Raw genomic sequence first — 18,275 nt, forward strand, 5'->3', positions numbered from 1 at the left:
CGCGAGCAAGCCCGCTCCTACAGGAGATCTGCATTTCACTGGAGACCAATGTGGGAGCGGGCTTGCTCGCGAAGGCGCCTTTACAGACAGCGCATCAAATTAAGGCTTGCGCTTGCGTGGCCCGGTATTAAATACCGGCACTTTACGCACAGGCTTGATCGACGGCTCCGGCGCCTGAGTGTCACCACTGTCGACCCACTTGCCCAGATTGCGCTTGCCGCCACCGCCGCCGGACGTTTTCGGCTTTTTCGGTTTCTTCGGCTTCTTGATCACCTGACCGCTGGCATCGGTATCCGGCACGCGGTGCTCAGGTTCGAAGTCCGGCTCGTTCTGGCGCTTCAAGGTCTGACGCGTGAGCATCTCGATCGCCGAGAGCATGTTCACTTCATCCGCGCACACCAGCGAAATCGCCTCACCGGTCGCACCGGCACGGCCGGTACGACCAATGCGGTGAATGTAATCCTCGGCCACGATCGGCAGGTCGAAGTTGACCACCAGCGGCAGGTCTTCGATGTCCAGACCACGGGCGGCGACATCGGTCGCCACCAGAATCTGCACTTCACTGAGTTTGAAACGATCCAGCGCACGCTGACGGGTGGCCTGCGGCTTGTCGCCGTGGATACCGTCGGCGTTCACACCGAGGCCCTGGAGTTTTTCCACCAGCGCGTCCACTCCATTGCGGGTCTTGGCAAACACCAGCACCTGCTTCCACTTGTTCTTGCGCATCAGGTGCACGAACAGTTCCGGCTTGCGCTTCTTGTCTACCGTCACCACCCACTGCTTGACGGTGTTGGCCGCGACGTTGCGCGGGCTGACTTCGATACTCAGCGGATCGTTGAGCATCTGCCCAGCGAGCAGGCGGATGTCATCGGAGAAGGTTGCGGAGAACAACAACGTCTGGCGCTTCTTCGGCAACGCACGGTAGATGTTCGCCAGCTCTTCGGAGAAGCCGAGGTCGAGCATGCGGTCGGCTTCGTCGAGCACCAGGGTTTGCAACTGATTGAATTTCAGCGCGTTCTGACGGAACAGGTCGAGCAGACGGCCCGGTGTCGCCACCAGCAGATCGACGCCGCCGCGCAGCTTCATCATTTGCGGATTGATGCTGACGCCGCCGTACACCGCATAAGTGCGCAGTGGCAGATTTTCGGCGTACTGGCGCACGGATTCGTGCACCTGCTCGGCGAGTTCGCGGGTCGGCACCAGAATCAGCGCGCGAACCGAGTTGGCGGTGACTTTCGGCCCTTCCATGGCCAGCAACTGCAGCAGCGGCAAGGCGAAACCGGCGGTCTTGCCGGTGCCGGTCTGGGCCGCAGCCATCAGGTCGCGACCGGCCAGCACGGCCGGAATGGCTTGCGCCTGAACCGGCGTTGGAGTCTGGTAGCCGAGCGTCTCGAGGGAGCGCAGCAAGGGTTCGATCAGGCCAAGGGTGGCGAAAGTCATGGGAGTACCGTAGGAAAATTCAGCGCAATTGTGCGACACGAGTGTGCAATGGCGCGCAGTTTACCCTAATTCACACGCTGTTCTGCTGGAACGGCGGTCTTCGGTGGCTCCGCGACGAGCGGCTGCGCCGGCCGCCGCCACTGCGGCAGACCGATCAGCACCACGGCACTGATGATCACCAGCATCGCCAGCGCTTCTTCCATGCCGATGGTCTCGCCGACAAACACGATCCCCAGCAACACCGCCACCGCCGGGTTGACGTAGGCATAGCTGGTGGCCGCCGCCGGACGCACGTGTTTGAGCAGGTACATGTAGGAATTGAAAGCGATGATCGAGCCGAAGAAGATCAGATAACCCAGGGCCAGCCAGCCCTCCATCGGTGGCAAGGCTTGCAGGTGCTCGCCGCTCACTGCGCTGCCGATCAACAGCACCACGCCGCCCACCAGCATCTCCACGGCACTGGCCATCGCCCCTTGCGGCAGCGGCAGGTGCTTGCTCCACACCGAACCGAACGCCCAGGTCGCCGCCGCAAAAATCAACAGCGCCGCGCCCATCGGACTCGATTGCAGGTTGGAACCCATGTTGAGCATGGCGATGCCGACAATCCCCAACGCCACCCCGGCCCACTCCAGGCGAGTATTGCGCGCGCCCCAGAAATACCCGAAGAGCAACGTGAACAACGGCACCGTCGCCACCGCCAGTGCCGCCACGCCGGAAGCCACCCCCGTGTGCTCGGCGACGCTGACCGCGCCGTTACCGAAGCTGAGCAGCAAGATCCCGATGATTCCCGCCGCTTTCCACTGCGCCCAGGTCGGCGCCGGCGCCCCGCGCCAGCGCAGGAAGGCGTACATCAGGCTGCCGGCAATCACGAAACGCACCCCGCCGAGCATCAGTGGCGGCCAGTATTCGACGCCGAGGCGGATCACCAGATACGTCGATCCCCAAATCACATACAGCGCGAAAAACGCGGCGATCAACGGCAAGGAAAAACGGCGCAAGGCAGGCATGGGCAGCTCGACAGTCAGAGGCAGGGTGTGAATTATTCTAGAAAGGCCGGCGAGCAAAAATAAGCTACAAAACCTGTTTATCGAGCCGGTACACTTTTGAAACAACGGAGATCGACGGGATAAACCGCGATTTCGAAAGTCTGGCAATTTCAGGAGTCCGGCCTTGGACAAATACGACCGCATGCTGCTCAGCGCCCTGTTGGAAAACGGTCGCGCGTCCTACGCCGATCTCGCGCGCAAGGTGAACCTGTCCGCCCCGGCAGTGGCCGAGCGCGTGGCCAAGCTTGAAGCAGCCGGAGTGATCACCGGGTATCAGGCGAACATCGACCTGTCGAAAATCGGTTTGCCGATCCAGTGCATGATCGAATTGCGCCTGCACCAGAACGGCAGCCAGAAGGTCTACGACGAACTGGTAAAAATCCCGCAGCTGACCGAGTGCTTTCGAGTGACCGGCGACCCGTGCGTGATGATGAAGGGTGCGGTGGGGTCGATGACGGAGCTGGAAGAGCTGATCAATCGCGTGGCGAAGTTCGGCTTCAGCAAGACCTCGATTGTGTTGTCGAGCGCAATCGAGAAGCGCGTGCCGCTGAGCCACATCGAAGGTAACGGTAAATAGTCAGGAATTCAGAAGTTCCAAATGTGGGAGCGGGCTTGCTCGCGAAGAGGGAGTGTCAGACAACATATTTGCCGAATGACACACCGCTTTCGCGAGCAAGCCCGCTCCCACAGGGGGTTTTTGGTGACTTCGAGATCAGCGGTAGCGCAGCAGGTGTTCGCTGACTTTCGCGGCGGGGACTTTCTGCAATTTGCACAGCAGGTCGTGGTTCAGCTCCCGCACCCCATGCTTGTGCCGCAGTTCTTCCGCCAGATGCGCCATCAGGTTGGCTGCCATCTCGGCATCCGCCATCGCCCTGTGCGCCTGGCCGGTGTGCGGCAGGCGGGCGAAAGTGGTGAGTGTGCCGAGCTTGTGATTCGGAGCCGCCGGCATCAGGCGCCGGGCCAGCAGCAGCGAACAGGCGAAATTCTGCAGACGGGTGCGTTTGATCCGTCCAAGCTCGAAGTCCCAGAACTTCTGGTCGAACGAGGCATTGTGCGCGACCAGTGGCGTGCAGCCGACGAATTCGTTGACCTCTTCCATCACCCGCTCTGCCGGCGGCGCGCTGCGCAGCATGGCGTTGCTGATGCCGGTCAGTTGTTCGATGAACGCAGGAACGCGCACGCCAGCGTTCATCAGGCTCTGGTAACGCTCGACGATACGGCCGTTTTCCAGCATGACCACGGCGATTTCCGTGGCGCGACAGCTGCTGTTCGGCGACAGGCCGGTGGTTTCAAAGTCGATGACTGCAATGCGTTCCAAACCGGGTTCAACTCCGTACAAAAATCAATTTTTGAGCAACAGCGCGCCTTCGATCGGCACATAACGGCTGGCGGCGCGGATCAGCGAGTTGGCGGTCAGGCCCGGCACGCCGTAGGCCACTGCCTGTACGCCGTGCTTGCTGATGATGCGTTCGAGCAGCATGTCGAAATCACCGTCACCGGAGGCCAGGACGATTTCATCGACATGGTCGGCGGCGTCCATGATGTCGAGGGTGATGCCCACGTCCCAGTCGCCCTTGGCCGAGCCGTCGCTGCGCTGGATATAGGGTTTGAGCTTCACGGTGAAACCGAGGTTGCGCAGGATCTGCTGGAACTGCTGCTGCTTGCTGTCGCCACGGTCGATGGCATAGGCATAGGCCTCGACGATCTGCCCTTGCTTGCTAATGTCAGCCCACAGCGCGGCGTAGTTGAAATGGCAACCATAGGCCTGACGCACGGTGTAGTAGAGGTTCTGCACGTCGGCGAACACTGCGATTTTTTTCACCGGAATTCCTGTGAGCGCGCGAGCGCACGAAGCGGAATCAGGCACCAGGCCCGAAAAAGGCGCTCAGTATGCCAGTAAAAAGCAGTGTGGCGAGGGAGCTTGTCGAATCGTCGCACCGTCCCGCTGGGTTGCGCAGCGACCCTGTCTTTTAAAAGAAGGGCCTGCTGCGCAGTCCAGCGGGAGCAAGCTCCCTCGCCACAGAAACGGTGTTGCCTGGTGCCTGACCGTTAGTCAGACGAACGAATCGTCGTCATCGAAGAACGACGAGTTGTCATCGCTGTAGTCTGTATCGGTGAATCCACTTTGGTCATTGCCAGAGAAACCGTTATCGGCCACACGCTGGTCATTGCCCCAATCGTTGCCGCTCTGGTCAGCCACCTGCGCCGGCTCTTCCTTGATCACTTCAACGATTTCTTCAGGCTGCTGGTTGTGATGGAACAGGCTGCTGATGCCCTGCGCCAGCATCACGCCACCGGCCACGCCAGCGGCAGTTTTCAGAGCGCCGCCGAGGAAGCTGCTGCCCGCGGCCGGAGCGGCTTGCTGGGCGTAGTTCGGCGGCGGCGCGGCATAGTTCTGTTGTGGCGCTGGCGCACCGAAGTTCTGCTGCGGAGCCGGTTCACGCCAGCCACCGGTGGACGCCGGAGCGCTTTGGGTCGGCGCAGGACGCGAGTTGCCGCCGCCGAAGATGCTCGACAGGAAACCACCGCCACCGCTTGGCGCCGGGGCCGCGCTCTGGGACTTGGCCGCTTGCAGTTCAGCCTGCAACTGCTGGACTTGTCGGGTCAGCTGCTTGTTCTGTTCGTCGAGGCTCTTGATCGCCGCCTCTTGCACCAGAATCGCCTGGGTCATGAAATAACCTGCCGCCGGCTGGCGGGTCAGGTGTTCCTTGATCCGCGCCTCGGCCTGGGCGTCGCGCGGGGCTGCCTCCGTTTCGGCCTGTTGCAGCCGGGAAAACAGTCCATCGATCAGGGTTTGCTCTTCGCTGTTCATGGCGACCTCGTAGATTGCCGGGGATAACGTTGCCCGTGCCCACTGCGGACATGGCGCACCTCTGTAATGGAGGCAGTGACAGGATGTTTCAACGACCTTTACCGAATGTTTACGTTTGTGTCGGCCCGCGCGTCATCGGTTAAAGTGAGCCACTGTTTTCGACCTGCGATACCGACTGATGAATGCCTTCGATGTACTGCGCGACTCTCTGTATTTTTTCAAACGCCACCTGGTCAGCATCGTGCAGTTATGCCTGCCGCTGGTGATCTTCGAGGCCGTGCTGCAGCAAGTGGTGGATCGCGCCACTGACCCCGACAGTTTCTCCGCCGCCAGCGTGGTCGTCGGTTTGCTGGTGTATCCGCTGTACACCGCCGCGCTGATTCTGTTCCTCGACGCCCGCACCCGTGGCGACGCTCCGCGCAACCTCGACCTGCTGGCAATGTCCGCCCGCCTGTGGCCGCGCCTCGCCCTGCTTACGGCACTCAATACCTTGCTGATTCTGCTGGGGCTGTCGCTGTATTTCCTGCCGGGCCTGATGCTGATGGTCATGCTCGCATTCGCTGAATACCTGCTGGTGTTGCGCGGTATGGGGCCGTTGCAGGCGATGAAGGAAAGCCTGCGCCTGACCCGTGGGCATTTCTGGCGGATCCTGCTGTGCATTCTGTGTGTGATGGGGCCGCTGTGGCTGCTCAAGGGTGCAACGCTGGCGGTGTACCCCGACCCGCAGAATCCGCTGATCGCGGTACTGATCGACAGTGCGCACAGTTTCCTGCAACTGTTCACCAGCGTGGTGCTGTTCCGCCTGTTCATGCTGATCAGCGAATTGCCTGACAAACGTAACGGAGCGGTCTGACTTCGCGGCCCTTGGGCCAAGGGTCCGCGGTCGGGTATGCTCGGGATCACTTTTGTAACGCGATAAGCCGAGCCATGCCCCGTCTGCTGCGCTACACCCTGTTGCTGATTGTGCTCGCCATCGCCGTGATCGGCGGGCTGATCTACAGCCTGACCTGGCGCCCCGATGCGCGAGAAACCTTGCCCGTCACCTGCAGCGGTACGCCGCCGACCCTGGTGCCCGGGCAAGCGCTGAAAGTCATGACCTGGAACGTGCAGTACCTGGCTGGCAAGCGCTACGTGTTCTGGAACGATCTCGCCCAAGGCGCCGATGAAGCACCATCCCCGGAAGACATGGCCTTCAGTCTCGACGAAGTGGCACGGGTGATCCGCGACGAGCAGCCCGACGTGGTGCTGCTGCAGGAGCTGGATGACGGCGCCAAGGCCAGTGATTACCAGAATCAGCTCAAGCTGCTGCAGGAACGGGTCACCGATCTCTACCCGTGCAGCGCCCATGCTTTCGACTGGAAAGCCGAGTTCGTCCCCGACCCGCACATCTTCGGCAGCGTTGGCCGGCAACTGGTGACCCTGAGCCGTTACCGCATCGAACACGCCGAACGCCTGCAATTGCCGGTGCCCCCGGCGAATTTCATCTCCCGCCAGTTCCAACCCAAAGACGCCTTGCTCGCCACCAAGCTGCCGCTGAGCGACGGCGGACAACTGACGGTATTCAACACCCATCTGGATCGCGCCCGCCAACCGGACGAGACCTTGCAGGCGCAAGTGACAGCGGTGGCTAAAGTGCTCGACAAGTACGAAAGCCAGGGCCTGCCATGGCTGATCGGCGGCGACTTCAATCTGTTGCCGCTGGGCCAGTATCAGCGTCTGCCCGCCGAGCAGCGCACGCCCTACGCGATCGACAGCGCCCTGCATCTGTTATGGGACAAGTACCCGATGATCCCGACCAACAACGAAGCCAGCGGCATCGACCGCGCCCACTGGCTGACCCACTACCCCAACGACCCCGGCCTGAATGGCCCGGATCGCACCGTCGACTATCTCTTCTACAGCCCGAAGATCAAACGGGTCGAAGCGAGGGTGCGCCAGGACGATACGTTGCGCATTTCCGATCACTTGCCGGTGATTGCGCGGTTCCTGCTGCCCGCGGCTCCTTAGCCCCCCCTCATAACCCTGTGGGAGCGGGCTTGCTCGCGAAAGCGGTGTGTCTTCAAAGTTGATGGCGGCTGACACTACACCTTCGCGAGCAAGCCCACTCCCACAGTAGATTGATGTCGTACCGTGATTGGGTGGCAGGCTGCGTTGTTTTGCTCTTCAGGTGCCGCGCGGCTTGGCCCGCGCGGTCGCCTCGGCCACCAACGGATCATCCGGCCAATAATGCTTCGGATAGCGCCCCTTCAGATCCTTCTTCACCTCGGCATAGGTACTGCGCCAGAAGTTGGCCAGATCCTGCGTCACCTGCACCGGCCGGCGCGCCGGGGACAACAGGTGCAGCTTGACCACTTGCCGGCCGTCAGCAATTCGCGGCGTCTCGGCCAGACCAAACAGCTCCTGCAAACGCACCGCGAGAATCGGCGGAAACTCGCTGTAATCCAGACGAATCGATGACCCCGACGGCACGCTGATGTGATGCGGCGCCAGCTCATCAAGCCTCTGCGGCAACGGCCACGGCAGCAGATTGCGGACGATGCTCGACAGGTCCAGATTGGCGAAATGGCTGAGCCGCGAGACCTTGCCCAAGTAAGGCATTAACCAATGCTCGAGAGTGTTCAGCAACGTTGCATCGCTGACATCCGGCCATTGGCTTTCGGCCTGAGCGTTCAGATCCAGTTGCCGCAGCAACGCGACCCGCGCCTGCCACTGGCGCAACTCCGGCGTCCATGGCAACAACTCCAGCCCCTTGCGCCGCACCAGATTGACCAGCGCCTGACTGCGCGCCGCTTCGTCGAGACCGGTCAACGGTTCGCGGCTGAGGATCAGTTCGCCAACCTTGCGCTGACGCTCGGCGCGCAGCACGCCTTCGCGCTCGTCCCAGTCCAGTTGATCGACGGCGTGCACCTGCTCGGCGAGCACCGAATCGAACAGCGCCGGATCGAAATCCGCCGCCAGGTAAATCCGTTCCTCACGCTGGCCCTGACGACTGCCGAGGTCGGCGATGACGATCCACGCCTCCTTCATCAGGCTGTCGGCTTCGGCGAACAGCGCAGCGCGACCATTGGCCAGACGATATTCGGCGCCACCGGCACGCCGCTGTTGGGCGACACGATCCGGGTAGGCTAGCGCCAGCAACGCTCCGAGCCAGCGTGGGTGATCGGGATCGCTGACCGGCTCGCTGGCCTTGCCGCGCAGGTAACCGCGATATTGCCGCGCCAGTTGCCGCGCACGCTGCACGCCGCCCTGAGCACCGCGTGCCGCGCGCTCTTCGCCGCAGAGCAGCGCCAGGCGGCTGTGCAGATCGGCACCGGCACCGCGCAGGATATCGCGCTCGCCGAGCAGTGCCGCGACGTCACACGCCATGTTCGCCAGCCCCAGCGCCTGACCGCGCAGCAACAGATGGGCGATGCGCGGATGCGCCGGCAACTCGGCCATGGCCTGACCGTGGGAAGTCAACGCCTCGCCTTCAAGTGCGCCCAGGCGCTGCAACAAATCCTGCGCCTGGGCGTAGGCTGCTGCCGGCGGAATATCGAGCCAGACCAGTTCGCCCGGCGCCACGCCCCAGCGTCCGAGTTGCAGCGCCAGACTCGCCAGATCAGCCGACAGAATTTCCGCACTGCCGTAAGCGGCGAGTTGCTCGTGCTGATCCTGCGACCACAGGCGATAACACACGCCCGGTTCCAGACGTCCAGCCCGGCCTGCACGTTGGGTGGCGCTGGCCCTGGAAATGCGCTGCGTATCGAGACGGGTCATGCCGCTGCCGGGGTCGAAACGCGGCACTCGCGCCAGACCGGCGTCGATCACCACGCGCACGCCGTTTATGGTCAGGCTGGTCTCGGCGATGTTGGTCGCCAGCACCACTTTGCGCTGGCCGGCCGGGGCCGGGTCGATGGCAGCGCGCTGGGCATTCAGGTCCAGTTCACCGTGCAACGGGCAGAGCAATACGTCTTTACGCTCGCCGATGGCATCGCTCAGTTGCTGATGCACCCGACGGATTTCCGCCTGCCCCGGCAAGAACACCAGCAGGCTGCCAGTCTCCTCGTGCAGCGCTTCGAGGACGGTCTGGGTCACGCGCTGGTCGATGTATTCGCCGGGCTGGAACGGCCGGCCCCAGCGCATCGTCACCGGGTACATGCGCCCTTCGCTGCGCAGGATCGGCGCGTCATCCAGCAACCCGGCCAGACGCTCGCCTTCCAGCGTGGCGGACATCAGCAGAATCTTCAGCGGCTGTTCAGCGCGGAACAGTTCACGACCGTTCAAACTCAGAGCCAGTGCCAGATCGGCATCAAGACTGCGCTCATGGAATTCGTCGAAGATCAGCAGGCCGACGCCTTCCAGCGCCGGATCATCCTGCAGACGCCGGGTGAGAATGCCTTCGGTGACCACTTCGATACGGGTCTTAGGGCCAACCTTGCTGTCGAGACGGATGCGGTAACCGACGGTTTCACCGACCTTCTCGCCCAGTTCGCTGGCCAGACGTTCTGCGGCTGCACGCGCGGCGAGACGACGCGGTTCGAGCATCAGAATGGTCTGCCCGGCCAGCCAAGCTTCATCGAGCAAGGCCAAAGGCACGCGGGTGGTTTTACCGGCGCCGGGCGGTGCTTCGAGCACGGCTTCGTGGCGTGTCGCCAGCGCTTCACGCAGGGCGGGTAAAACTTCATCGATCGGCAAAGAAATCATGCTGGCTCCCAAACAGAGCGGCGAGTATAACGGCGAACTGCTTGGCGTTCGTCAGGGTCTTAACTTCACAAGACGAAGCTTCGTTAATAGATGACTCAGGAGATTTTCCATGCGCTTACTTTCTCGCCTGATCGGCGGTGTACTGGTCGCCACCCTGTTCACTCAACTCACCGCCTGCGGTTCGATTTTCTATCCGGATCGTCGCGGGCAGATCGACGGCAAGATTGACCCGGCGATTGCCGTACTCGACGCCGTGGGCCTGCTGTTCTACGTGATTCCCGGGCTGATCGCCTTTGCGGTGGACTTCGCCACTGGCGCGATCTATTTCGAACCGGGCCACACCGCTCAGGTCGATCCGGCCAAACTCAAACAAGCCATCGGCCCGGACGGTCAGGTCGATAACCTCAAGTTGCAGGCTATTCTCGAAACAGAACTGGGCCGCAATCTGCCGCTGGACGATCCGCGCCTGATCCAGCACAAGGGCAGCACGCAACAACTGGCGATGTTTGGCCTGCAACCTGCCGCATAAGGACTTTCCTGCCCCATGACCTCCAGCCCCGAACACGCCCGCCTGCTGCGGCTGGCAACCCGCGCCTCGGTGGCGGTGGCCTGCACGCTGATCATCGCCAAAGCCATCGCCTGGTGGCTGAGCGGTTCGGTCAGCATGCTCGCCGGCCTCACCGACTCGGCGCTGGATGGCGTCACTTCGTTGCTCAATCTGCTGGCGGTGCATTACGCGCTGCGCCCGGCCGATGACGATCACCGTTACGGCCACGGCAAGGCTGAATCGCTGGCAGGCATGGCGCAGGCGCTGTTCATTGGCGGCAGTGCGATGTTGATCGCGTTTCAGGCATACGAACGCATCCAGCACCCGGAACCGCTCGGCGCGCCGTGGATCAGCATTGGCGTGATCATTTTCTCATTGCTGCTGACGGTGGCCTTGCTGGTGCTGCAGCATCGAGTGATCAAGCAGACCGGCTCCAACGCCGTGCGTGCCGACTCACTGCATTACCGATCCGATCTGTTACTCAACGGCAGTATTCTGGTGGCGCTGATGCTGGCCGGATTCGGCTGGCATCAACTGGATGCCTGGTTCGGACTGGGAATTGCCGCCTACATTCTGTGGAGTGCAATCCAGATCGCCCGGGAAAGTTTTTCGGTGCTGATGGATGAGGAGCTGCCAACCGATGTCAGTCAGCACATGCTCGAACTGGCCTGCAGCGTGCCGGGTGTGTTGGGCGCGCATGACTTGCGCACGCGGATCTCCGGCAACCACTGGTTTGTGCAGTTGCACCTGGAATTACCGGGGGAATTGACGTTGTCGGTGGCGCACGGCATCAGCGACCAAGCCGCCGATGCCATTCACAAAGCCTACCCGCGAGCCGAAGTGCTGGTGCACGCCGACCCGCAGGAAGTGGTCAAGTCAGAACGGGCGCAAACCCGGCTTCAGTAACTGACCTGATAACCGCGACTGCTCAGGCAATTGCCTTGAGCCTGACGGTAAGCCTGGACCACTTCAGGCGCCGGTTGATAGGTCGCGGTACGCGGGTCGAAACCGCTTTGCTGCACGGCGTATTGGTAGCACTGGTAACCGTCCTGCTGAACCTGTTCCGGTGACTGACCGTTGGCCGGATAAGCTACGACATCGTAGCCTTGGGACTGCGGCTGCGGCGGCTGCGGCGGCTGCACCGGCGGCTCGACCACGACGTAATCCTGGGTGGCTTCCTGATACGCATAGTAGGAACCGGCAGCGAGGAACAGCAGCGCACCGCCGATCCACACTTCACGGGCGTAATCCGGCAGATACTGGGTACGAATCCCGCGTGGCGGCTGCACGACGATGTAGCGCGGGCCTTGCGGGCGGTACCAGTAGCCGCCGGAATAGAAGTAATCCTGACCGCGATACGGCACGCGATATTCACGGTCCGGGAAACGGTCGATCACATGCCCCGGACGGTATTGCGGGCCTGGGCCCCAACCGTTGCCGTGTCCGTCCGGGCGACCCGGCCAGCGATTGTCATTGGGCCGGTTGCCGGTTTGCCATTGCTGGTTGTGGTAACCATTCTGCGGACGCTCGTCGCGGTAGTAGCCCTGACGTGGTTCCTGGGTCTGGCGCACGGTGTCGGGCCGTGGCTGGATCGGCAGGTTGTTCGACGGTGGTGCCTGATGCACCGGACCAGGCGGGTTCGGCGCGCGGTTCTGGTTCTGCCACTGGCCATTGTTGTGCTGCTGGCCGTTGTGCTCGAACTGGCGGCTATTGTCGCCCCGAATGATTTCGTTGTTCTGCGGCCGCGGCTGATTTTGCGGCGGCGGATTGTTCTGCCCGCGGGGCTGATGATCGCCGCCACGGCCCTGATTGCCCTGATGCTCACCGCCGCGCCCGTTATTATCGGGGCCACGATTCTGTGGCTCGTCGGCCAGCGCTTGCGCACCGACGCTCACACACAGCAAACCAACACCGGCCAGACGCCAGATGCGCGACTTCATGCTTTTCCTCACTGCGGGTATTAAGAGGGCTTGTAGCTAAGACCGGGAATACGCACACCGGGTTCTGCGACAGGTTATCAGTCACGAGACTTATTTATTGAGGGTGGCCACGCGGCAAGGCACAAAAATCGCGGGCAAGAAAAAAGGGAGACCCGTCGGCCTCCCTTCAGAGAACTTCGTCCTGGCTCGACGCTTTTGACGTCGGCTCACCTCACGCCGTCTTCTGGACAGTGTGCAGCTCGGGGGCCGGCACATCCCCGGTGGGGGTGGCGGCCGCGGCGGGCCTGATTGGGCGGGCCGCAGTGGACTGTGTTACCGAGCAGTGATTCTGGTGATAAGAATAGGCTGCAAGGCGCGACAGAGGATTGCGAAGATTGCTCAAATAAACACTGCTTGCGCAATTTTTAACCCTGGATAGATAATCCGCCGCAATAGTTACAACCAAGGACTGATTCATGAGCAAACTCGACCGTTACGACCTGAGTATTTTGGCGGAATTGCAGCGCGACGCCCGCATCTCCAACCAGGAACTGGCCGAGCGCATCGGTCTGTCGCCCTCGCCCTGCTCGCGCCGGGTCAAGCAACTGGAGGACGACGGCTACATCTCGCGCCAGGTCGCCCTGCTCGACCGCAAGATGCTCGGCCTGAGCCTGACCGCCTACGTGCTGATCGGCATGGACCGGCACACACCGGAGCGTTTCGAGAACTTCGAAGCGGCGATTCGCACCCTGCCGCAGGTGCTGGAGTGCAGCCTGGTGACCGGCGTGGATGCCGACTATCAATTGAAAGTCGTGGTGCCGGACATGGATCACTATCAGAAGCTGCTGCTGGGGCATCTGACCCGGATTGAAGGGGTGACCAGCGTGCGCTCGAGTTTTGTGCTGAATCAGGTGCTCAACAGCACCGAACTGCCGCTGACGCATCTGCGCAACTGACATCGCCTTCGCGAGCAAGCCCGCTCCCACAGTTGATCTTCGTCGAGCACACAATTTGTGTTCAACCGAGATTCACTGTGGGAGCGGGCTTGCTCGCGAAGAGGCCGGTACAGGCACCCCACAGTTGAGCTTCGTCAAGCACACTTTGTGTTCAACCGAGATCCACTGTGGGAGCGGGCTTGCTCGCGAAGAGGCCGGTACAGGCACCCCACAGTTGAGCTTCGTCAAGCACACAACTTGTGTTCAACCGAGATTCACTGTGGGAGCGGGCTTGCTCGCGAAGAGGCCGGTACAGGCACCCCACAGTTGAGCTTCGTCAAGCGCACTATCTGTGTTCAACCGAGATCCCCTGTGGGAGCGAGCTTGCTCGCGAAGAGGCCGGTACAGGCACCCCACAGTTGAGCTTCGTCAAGCACACAATTTGTGTTCAACCGAGTTCCACTGTGGGAGCGGGCTTGCTCGCGAAGAGGCCGGTACAGGCACCCCATAAATGCGGCACACCGACGCAGATCAATGCGGCCTCCGTCACCCTCGGCGTATAATCGCCCAGCCCTTTTTCAGCCCTGTGCGCGCCGGAGATGCCCGATGGATCCAGCAGTATTCGAAGAATGGATGATGACTGGCCTGGTCAGCATCCTGATCATTTTCATGGGTTTCATCGTCTGGGATCTGGCGAAGAAGTCCAAGGCCGGGCGTTTCGGCTCGTTCATTCTGTTCTTCGTGCTGGGCCTGGGCGTGGCCGCGTTCATCATCAAGAGTGTGGTGATCGGCCTGATCGAATCCGGCGCTCTATAACCGCGCCGGTACTTCTTTCCATTGGCCCTGATCGAGCCCTTCGAGCGTCCAGTCGCCAATCCGCACCCGCACCAGCCGCAACGTCGGCAGCCCCACCGCAGCGGTCATCCGCCGCACCTGACGGTTGCGCCCTTCACGAATCACCAACTCCAGCCAACGGGTCGGCACGCTTTTGCGAAAGCGTACCGGCGGATTGCGTGGCCACAGTTCAGGTTCCTCCAGTTGCCGCGCCTCGGCGGGCAGGGTCATGCCGTCATTCAGTTCGACGCCATCACGCAAACGCTGCAATTGCTCGACCGTGGGCACGCCTTCGACCTGCACCCAATAGGTCTTTGCCAGTTTGTGTTTCGGGTCGGCAATCCGCGCCTGCAACTGGCCGTCGTTGGTCAGCAGCAGCAAACCTTCGCTGTCGCGATCAAGGCGTCCGGCCGGATAGATGCCTGGCAAATCGATAAAATCCTTGAGCGTTGCCCGCCCGCCTTCGTCGCTGAACTGCGTCAACACATCGAACGGTTTGTTGAACAGGATCAGCTTCGGCTCGGCCGGCGGCGCCTTGGCGACACGACGTGGAGCTGAAGAGGACGGCTTCGCGCCATGACGGCGGGAAGGTGGACGCGGGGGACGGGACATAAGAGAACAGACATTTAGCGATCAGGGCTGCTAATGCTAGTGCCCCGACCGCCAAATGACCACGACTAACCGTTAGCGGAACGGCGGCTCGTCGAAGCTGCGCAGTTTGCGCGAATGCAACGAGTTGAGTTCGGTGCGCAGCAGATCCACCGCCGCGATGCCGATCTTCAAGTGCTGGCTGACCGCACGCTCGTAGAACGCGTTGGCCGAACCCGGCAGCTTGATTTCGCTGTGCAGCGGTTTGTCCGAAACGCACAGCAACGTGCCGTAAGGCACCCGCAGGCGATAACCCTGGGCAGCGATGGTGCCGCTTTCCATGTCCACGGCCACGGCGCGGGACAGGTTGATCAGCGGACGTTCCTGCGCCCAGCGCAGTTCCCAGTTACGGTCGTCGTAGGTCAGCACGGTGCCGGTGCGCAGACGTTTTTTCAGCTCTTCGCCCTTCTCGCCGGTGATATTGGCGGCTGCTTGCTGCAGCGCCAGTTGCACTTCGGCCAGCGCCGGGATCGGAATGTTCGGCGGCACCACGCGGTCGAGAATCCCGTCACGACGCATGTAGGCGTGGGCCAGCACGTAATCGCCGATGGTCTGCGACTGACGCAGACCGCCGCAGTGACCGATCATCAGCCAGCAATGCGGACGCAGCACCGCCAGGTGGTCGGTGATGTTCTTGGCGTTGGACGGGCCGACGCCGATGTTGACCAGGGTCACGCCATGGCCGTCATTGGCGATCAGGTGATAGGCCGGCATCTGGTAGCGGTGCCAGACCACGCCAGCGGCAATCGCCGAGGCTTCACCGTGATCCATGCCCTTCTCGATGATCACGTTGCCCGGCAGGACCATGCGCACGAAACGCGGGTCGTTGCGCAGTTGCTCCAGGCCATGGACGATGAACTGGTCGACATAGCGGTGGTAGTTGGTCAGCAGAATCCACGGCTGCACATGGCGCCAGTCGCTGCCGGTGTAGTGCACCAGACGGCGCAGGGAGAAGTCGACCCGTGCGGCGTCGAACAGCGCCAGTGGCAGCGGATCAGTGTTTTCCCAATCGTAGAGGCCGTCGGCGATGCCATCGGTGGCGGCGGACAGGTCGGTACTCGGAAACACCCGCGCCAGCACCGCAGCGGTGACGCCGGAGCCGGCCAGTTCATCACCCTGCTCGACTACGTACGGGTACGGAATGTTCTGTTGGCTGACACCGACTTCCACGGTCACCGTGAAGTCATGCATCAACGGCACCAGCTGTTCCAGCAGGTATTTGCGGAACGCCTTGGGGTGGGTGACGGTGACGCTGTAGGTGCCCGGCAGTTGCACCTTGGCGTAGGCGCGGGTGGTCTGCGGGACTTCGCCCTGACACAGGTAGGTCAGACGCAGTTCGGGGTAACGAAACAGAGCACGCTGTTCGGCGTCAGGCTCGACGCGATCCTTGAGGTAACGCTTGAGCGCCGAGTTCAGCGCAGTGGTGGCCCGCTCATGCAGCTCGGCCAGACGATCCACGGCTTGTTCGGCGGTTTGAACGACAATAAACGCTTCGGTCACGATCAGCTTCCTGTGTTCTGACTTGCAGGGCTTCATCTTGCCTGCATCGTGGTCTCACGGGAACAGTGGCGTTGTGGGTGTACCCAAATCTCCCTGTCAATGGAGATCCCCCTGTGGGAGCGGGCTTGCTCGCGAATGCGCTGTGTCAGTCGACCTATCCACTGACTGACACACCGCATTCGCGAGCAAGCCCGCTCCCACAAAGGGATTTGTGTTGGGTCAGAAACCCTGGGGGGTCGAGCGGGCGACGATGGCTTCAACGTCCAGCCCACGCGGCAAGGCGCCGTAGACGCGGCCGCCACCGCTCAGGCGGCTGGCAATGAACGCGTCGCTGACCGCCGAGTTGCCGGCTTCCAGCAATAGCTTGGCCTGCAAACCGAGCGCGATGTCTTCGGTGAGTTGGCGCGCCCGATACTGAATGTCGCTGGTGTCCTTGAACTGCGCCTGCAACTGCTGGATATGCGCGGCCAGGCGTTTGTCGCCATGGCCGTCGCCCAACTCACTGAACAACACATCGAGCACACCCGGTTCTTTCGACAGTGCGCGCAACACGTCGAGGCACTGCACATTCCCCGAGCCTTCCCACGTCGAGTTGACCGGCGCCTCGCGATACAGCCGTGGCAGGATGCTCTCCTCGACATACCCGGCGCCGCCCATGCATTCGGCGGCTTCGTTGATCATTCCGGGGGCGCGTTTGCAGATCCAGTACTTGCCCACCGCCGTCACCAGCCGGGCGAATTGTGCTTCGTGGCGATCATCCAGATGATCCAGCGCCTTGCCCATACGCAGGCTCAGGGCCAGTGCAGCCTCGCTTTCCAGCGCCAGATCGGCCAGCACGTTCTGCATCAACGGCTGTTCGCTGAGCAGTTTGACGCCGACCTTGCGGTGCGCGCAGTGGTGGCTGGCCTGGGTCAGCGCCTGACGCATCAGCGAGCTGGAACCGACCATGCAATCGAAACGGGTCATCGCCACCATCTCGATGATGGTCGGCACACCGCGCCCTTCTTCGCCGACCATCCACGCCAGCGCGCCACGGAATTCAACTTCGCTGGAAGCGTTGGACTGATTGCCGAGTTTGTTTTTCAGGCGCTGGATGTAGAACTGATTGCGCGTATCGTCCGGGCGATGGCGCGGCAACAGGAAGCAGGTCAGGCCCTTGTCGGTCTGCGCCAGCGTCAGGAACGCATCGCACATCGGCGCCGAGCAGAACCACTTGTGCCCGACCAGTTCATAGGCCTGCCCCGGGCCACTGGCGCCCACCGGATAGGCCTTGGTGGTGTTGGCCCGCACATCGGTGCCGCCCTGTTTCTCGGTCATCGCCATGCCGATGGTCACGCCGGCCTTGTGCGCCATGCCGACGTTGCGCGGGTCGTATTCGGTGGCGAGGATTTTCGGCAACCACTGTTCGGCCAGATCCGGCTGCAAGCGCATGGCCGGGACGCTGGCGAAAGTCATGGTCAACGGGCAACCGCTGCCCGCCTCGGCCTGGCTATGCAGATAGCTCATCGAGGCGCGGGCGACATGCGCGCCGTCCTGCGGATGGGCCCATGGCAATGAAGTCAGGCCATGTTCGATCGCGGTGCGCATCAGCTCGTGATAAGCGGGATGGAATTCCACCAGATCGATGCGATGGCCGTAGCGGTCATGGCTGACGAACACCGGTTTGTTCTGATTGGCAAGGAAACCGGCCTCCATCAACGGCCCGCCGGCCAGCGCACCGTAGGCATCGATCCGCGACTCGGCCCACCCGGCGCCAAAGCGGCGCGACCACTCCTGCAATGGCAGGTCGATGCGGTACAGGTTGGCACCGTCCAGCGACGGTGGCTGGTTGGTGACTTCGTGGGTTTCGGCGAACTGATGCAGGTTCATGACGGGGCTCCTTTGGTCAGCCAAGGGATTCAGTTAAGCACC

17 protein-coding genes are annotated in these 18,275 nt (G+C 62.1%); 7 read left to right on the forward strand and 10 right to left on the reverse strand.

Annotation, left to right across the window (positions count from 1 at the left end; translation table 11 throughout):
• Positions 1-99: 99 nt before the first annotated feature.
• Positions 100-1,440, reverse strand: coding sequence for a DEAD/DEAH box helicase (locus tag ACS4NR_RS17830; RefSeq protein ID WP_115986815.1), 1,341 nt, complete (start codon positions 1,438-1,440; stop codon positions 100-102).
• Between the two features lie 65 nt (positions 1,441-1,505).
• On the reverse strand, positions 1,506-2,447 hold the full coding sequence (yedA, locus tag ACS4NR_RS17835) for a drug/metabolite exporter YedA (RefSeq protein WP_456017991.1): 942 nt from the start codon (positions 2,445-2,447) through the stop codon (positions 1,506-1,508).
• A 163-nt stretch (positions 2,448-2,610) separates the two neighbouring features.
• Between yedA and ACS4NR_RS17840 the strand changes: the two genes are divergently transcribed.
• A complete protein-coding gene (locus tag ACS4NR_RS17840) occupies positions 2,611-3,063 on the forward strand; it encodes an Lrp/AsnC family transcriptional regulator (protein ID WP_095139246.1) in 453 nt (150 codons plus the stop codon).
• A gap of 135 nt (positions 3,064-3,198) precedes the next feature.
• Here the strand turns inward: ACS4NR_RS17840 and ACS4NR_RS17845 are convergent, their stop codons facing one another.
• The 3 genes from ACS4NR_RS17845 to ACS4NR_RS17855 all read right to left on the reverse strand — a co-directional run bounded on the left by ACS4NR_RS17845 (position 3,199) and on the right by ACS4NR_RS17855 (position 5,298).
• Positions 3,199-3,804 carry a 3'-5' exonuclease gene (locus ACS4NR_RS17845; protein WP_095139244.1) on the reverse strand — a complete coding sequence of 202 codons (606 nt, stop codon included), beginning with the start codon at positions 3,802-3,804 and terminating at the stop codon, positions 3,199-3,201.
• A 24-nt stretch (positions 3,805-3,828) separates the two neighbouring features.
• Complete coding sequence (locus tag ACS4NR_RS17850; RefSeq protein WP_007963710.1) at positions 3,829-4,308, reverse strand: LabA-like NYN domain-containing protein; 480 nt, start codon at positions 4,306-4,308, stop codon at positions 3,829-3,831.
• A 231-nt stretch (positions 4,309-4,539) separates the two neighbouring features.
• Complete coding sequence (locus tag ACS4NR_RS17855) at positions 4,540-5,298, reverse strand: DUF2076 domain-containing protein (protein WP_456017992.1); 759 nt, start codon at positions 5,296-5,298, stop codon at positions 4,540-4,542.
• A gap of 178 nt (positions 5,299-5,476) precedes the next feature.
• Here ACS4NR_RS17855 and ACS4NR_RS17860 point away from each other — a divergent pair, with 178 nt between their 5' ends.
• Positions 5,477-6,151 (forward strand): YciC family protein, encoded by a 675-nt coding sequence (locus ACS4NR_RS17860; protein WP_115986818.1) that lies wholly within the window; start codon positions 5,477-5,479, stop codon positions 6,149-6,151.
• A 74-nt stretch (positions 6,152-6,225) separates the two neighbouring features.
• The gene (locus tag ACS4NR_RS17865) at positions 6,226-7,305 is read left to right on the forward strand and encodes an endonuclease/exonuclease/phosphatase family protein (RefSeq protein WP_115986819.1); all 1,080 of its coding nucleotides are present in this window, start codon (positions 6,226-6,228) and stop codon (positions 7,303-7,305) included.
• A 156-nt stretch (positions 7,306-7,461) separates the two neighbouring features.
• Here ACS4NR_RS17865 and hrpB read toward each other — a convergent pair whose 3' ends face one another.
• Positions 7,462-9,981 (reverse strand): ATP-dependent helicase HrpB, encoded by a 2,520-nt coding sequence (gene hrpB, locus ACS4NR_RS17870; protein WP_456017993.1) that lies wholly within the window; start codon positions 9,979-9,981, stop codon positions 7,462-7,464.
• Positions 9,982-10,090: 109 nt separating this feature from the next.
• Between hrpB and ACS4NR_RS17875 the strand changes: the two genes are divergently transcribed.
• Positions 10,091-10,510 carry a polyribonucleotide nucleotidyltransferase gene (locus tag ACS4NR_RS17875; RefSeq protein WP_443534036.1) on the forward strand — a complete coding sequence of 140 codons (420 nt, stop codon included), beginning with the start codon at positions 10,091-10,093 and terminating at the stop codon, positions 10,508-10,510.
• A 15-nt stretch (positions 10,511-10,525) separates the two neighbouring features.
• Positions 10,526-11,434: a cation diffusion facilitator family transporter gene (locus ACS4NR_RS17880; RefSeq protein WP_115986822.1), complete on the forward strand. Its 909-nt coding sequence runs from the start codon at positions 10,526-10,528 to the stop codon at positions 11,432-11,434.
• Here the strand turns inward: ACS4NR_RS17880 and ACS4NR_RS17885 are convergent.
• A complete protein-coding gene (locus ACS4NR_RS17885; RefSeq protein ID WP_456017994.1) occupies positions 11,428-12,468 on the reverse strand; it encodes a DUF6515 family protein in 1,041 nt (346 codons plus the stop codon). The genes ACS4NR_RS17880 and ACS4NR_RS17885 overlap by 7 nt on opposite strands.
• 455 nt (positions 12,469-12,923) lie before the next feature.
• Between ACS4NR_RS17885 and ACS4NR_RS17890 the strand changes: the two genes are divergently transcribed.
• Positions 12,924-13,403 (forward strand): Lrp/AsnC family transcriptional regulator, encoded by a 480-nt coding sequence (locus tag ACS4NR_RS17890; RefSeq protein ID WP_008081091.1) that lies wholly within the window; start codon positions 12,924-12,926, stop codon positions 13,401-13,403.
• 585 nt (positions 13,404-13,988) lie between these two features.
• The gene (locus ACS4NR_RS17895) at positions 13,989-14,198 is read left to right on the forward strand and encodes a DUF2788 domain-containing protein (RefSeq protein WP_003228500.1); all 210 of its coding nucleotides are present in this window, start codon (positions 13,989-13,991) and stop codon (positions 14,196-14,198) included.
• Here the strand turns inward: ACS4NR_RS17895 and ACS4NR_RS17900 are convergent.
• The 3 genes from ACS4NR_RS17900 to ACS4NR_RS17910 form a co-directional block, all read right to left on the reverse strand.
• Positions 14,193-14,828, reverse strand: a complete 636-nt coding sequence (locus ACS4NR_RS17900) for a pseudouridine synthase (RefSeq protein ID WP_456017995.1) — start codon at positions 14,826-14,828, stop codon at positions 14,193-14,195. The genes ACS4NR_RS17895 and ACS4NR_RS17900 overlap by 6 nt on opposite strands.
• Positions 14,829-14,900: 72 nt before the next feature.
• Positions 14,901-16,400 carry an AMP nucleosidase gene (gene amn, locus ACS4NR_RS17905; RefSeq protein ID WP_177440024.1) on the reverse strand — a complete coding sequence of 500 codons (1,500 nt, stop codon included), beginning with the start codon at positions 16,398-16,400 and terminating at the stop codon, positions 14,901-14,903.
• A 183-nt stretch (positions 16,401-16,583) separates the two neighbouring features.
• Positions 16,584-18,233, reverse strand: coding sequence for an acyl-CoA dehydrogenase family protein (locus tag ACS4NR_RS17910; protein WP_456017996.1), 1,650 nt, complete (start codon positions 18,231-18,233; stop codon positions 16,584-16,586).
• Positions 18,234-18,275 lie beyond the last annotated feature (42 nt).

The organism is Pseudomonas sp. JQ36 (assembly GCF_053851495.1).

What these genes read in the sequence shown, in the direction of transcription:
- ACS4NR_RS17885 (WP_456017994.1), bottom strand. Translation starts at nt 12,468, where the DNA reads ATGAAGTCGCGCATCTGGCGTCTGGCCGGTGTTGGTTTGCTGTGTGTG.
- ACS4NR_RS17895 (WP_003228500.1), top strand. Translation starts at nt 13,989, where the DNA reads ATGGATCCAGCAGTATTCGAAGAATGGATGATGACTGGCCTGGTCAGC.
- amn (WP_177440024.1), bottom strand. Translation starts at nt 16,400, where the DNA reads ATGAAGCCCTGCAAGTCAGAACACAGGAAGCTGATCGTGACCGAAGCG.
- ACS4NR_RS17890 (WP_008081091.1), top strand. Translation starts at nt 12,924, where the DNA reads ATGAGCAAACTCGACCGTTACGACCTGAGTATTTTGGCGGAATTGCAG.
- ACS4NR_RS17860 (WP_115986818.1), top strand. Translation starts at nt 5,477, where the DNA reads ATGAATGCCTTCGATGTACTGCGCGACTCTCTGTATTTTTTCAAACGC.
- ACS4NR_RS17855 (WP_456017992.1), bottom strand. Translation starts at nt 5,298, where the DNA reads ATGAACAGCGAAGAGCAAACCCTGATCGATGGACTGTTTTCCCGGCTG.
- ACS4NR_RS17875 (WP_443534036.1), top strand. Translation starts at nt 10,091, where the DNA reads ATGCGCTTACTTTCTCGCCTGATCGGCGGTGTACTGGTCGCCACCCTG.
- hrpB (WP_456017993.1), bottom strand. Translation starts at nt 9,981, where the DNA reads ATGATTTCTTTGCCGATCGATGAAGTTTTACCCGCCCTGCGTGAAGCG.
- ACS4NR_RS17910 (WP_456017996.1), bottom strand. Translation starts at nt 18,233, where the DNA reads ATGAACCTGCATCAGTTCGCCGAAACCCACGAAGTCACCAACCAGCCA.
- ACS4NR_RS17865 (WP_115986819.1), top strand. Translation starts at nt 6,226, where the DNA reads ATGCCCCGTCTGCTGCGCTACACCCTGTTGCTGATTGTGCTCGCCATC.
- yedA (WP_456017991.1), bottom strand. Translation starts at nt 2,447, where the DNA reads ATGCCTGCCTTGCGCCGTTTTTCCTTGCCGTTGATCGCCGCGTTTTTC.
- ACS4NR_RS17900 (WP_456017995.1), bottom strand. Translation starts at nt 14,828, where the DNA reads ATGTCCCGTCCCCCGCGTCCACCTTCCCGCCGTCATGGCGCGAAGCCG.
- ACS4NR_RS17830 (WP_115986815.1), bottom strand. Translation starts at nt 1,440, where the DNA reads ATGACTTTCGCCACCCTTGGCCTGATCGAACCCTTGCTGCGCTCCCTC.
- ACS4NR_RS17880 (WP_115986822.1), top strand. Translation starts at nt 10,526, where the DNA reads ATGACCTCCAGCCCCGAACACGCCCGCCTGCTGCGGCTGGCAACCCGC.